1 protein-coding gene is annotated in these 1,606 nt (G+C 63.0%); it reads left to right on the top strand.

Annotated elements, in window-relative coordinates; all coding sequences use genetic code 11:
* Positions 1-122: 122 nt before the first annotated feature.
* Positions 123-1,247 (top strand): IS110 family transposase, encoded by a 1,125-nt coding sequence (locus Q8K49_RS03030; protein ID WP_305303965.1) that lies wholly within the window; start codon positions 123-125, stop codon positions 1,245-1,247.
* Positions 1,248-1,606 lie beyond the last annotated feature (359 nt).

Below are 1,606 nucleotides of genomic sequence, written 5' to 3'. Positions count from 1 at the left end.
GGCCACTTCGTGGCCTCCTCAGACCGTATGTCCCTTTGCGGAACGGAGGCGACTCACCCTCGATGCGAGTGCGAGGGTTACCCGGATAGGCCGGGCAGAGCCTCACGCAAGGAGGGCGAGTCATGGGTGATTATAGCGAAGCCTTCGTGGGTTTCGATACGTCTAAGTTGCGCAATGCGGTTGCGATTGCAGAGGCTGGCCGAGGCGGTGAAGTTCGGTTCTTTGGGGAGATCGAGAACACGCCGGCTGCCACGACGAAGCTGGTTCGGAAGCTTTCCGCCAGGTACGAGCGGCTGACGTTCTGCTACGAGGCCGGGCCGACCGGCTACGGGCTGCACCGGCAGATCAGGGATCTTGGCTTCGAATGCGTGGTGGTGGCGCCCTCGCTGATTCCAAAGCGGCCAGGCGACAAGGTGAAGACCAACCGGCGTGACGCGCTCAGCCTGGCCAAGCTGCTGCGTGCGGACGAACTCACCCCGGTCTGGGTGCCGGACGGAGGTCACGAGGCGATGCGCGATCTGACGCGGGCGCGCGAGACGGCGATGCTGGATTTGCGCACGAAGCGCCAGCATGTCTCGGCCTTTCTGCTGCGGCTGGGAAGGCCTTATCCGGAGCGCAGGAAGACCGGGACCAAGGCGCATATGAGCTGGATCGCGAGCCAGAAGCTCGAGCATCCGCAACAGCGCCTTGTGCTGGAGGAGATGATGCTGGCTATCCGTCAGGCGCAGGAACGCCTCGTTCGCCTGGAGCAGGCCATCTCCGCGATGGTTCCGGAATGGTCACTTGCCCCGGTGGTCACCGCATTGATGGCCATGCGAGGCATCGATCTGATCTCGGCCACAACGCTGCTGGCCGAGATCGGCGATCTCTCGCGGTTCCGAACCCCGACCGAGTTGATGGCCTATCTCGGCCTCGTGCCTTCGGAGAATTCAACCGGCGATACCGTCAAGCGCGGACCGATCACCAAAGCCGGTAACCGACGGGCCCGGCGCATGCTGGTGGAGTGCTCGTGGAGCTATCAGCATCCGCCGCGGGTCGGACAAGCCAAGCAACCGAAGGTCGATGCGGCGCCGCCAGCGGTTCGCGAGATTGCCTGGAAGGCGCAGTGCCGGCTGTACCGCCGCTACCGTACGCTGATCAGGAACGGCAAGCTCAAGACCGTCGCCATCGTCGCGATCGCCCGCGAGCTCGCCGGCTTCATCTGGGCCGTCGCTCGCGCAGTCACCACCCCACCTGTTGCGGCTTAAGAGGCTTGGCAAGGGGAGCCAGGCAGACAGGGCCGAGCACTAATTAGGGAGCCCGTGCGCCGGGGCAGTGGTCCGGCGAAGTGATAAATCTCGTGCAATGGCGGGAGCAGAGCCGCGGCAAGGGGAATTCCCGATCATCCTGTGTGACCGATCGCTAGATTGACGTCCGACCTCAGACCGGGACAGCCCCAGACGAACCTACGGACATGCGTGAACCCGCGAATAAGAGCTTGTTGACCGACGTCTCTGGGTTCTGCTTCCACCCTTGCACGATCATCCCCTCTCATTCTTCTCCGCAATTCCTGGAGAAAACCCTTCCTCATGCCTCTACTCTTGACATGGGACATAAGAGGATGAGG

Source organism: Brevundimonas sp. (assembly GCF_030682035.1).
Classification (GTDB): domain Bacteria; phylum Pseudomonadota; class Alphaproteobacteria; order Caulobacterales; family Caulobacteraceae; genus Brevundimonas.
This window is presented reverse-complemented; position numbering and strand designations above follow the sequence as displayed.

Bases quoted from the DNA above. Each gene is read 5' to 3' on its own strand.
- Q8K49_RS03030 (WP_305303965.1), top strand. From the start codon at position 123: ATGGGTGATTATAGCGAAGCCTTCGTGGGTTTCGATACGTCTAAGTTG.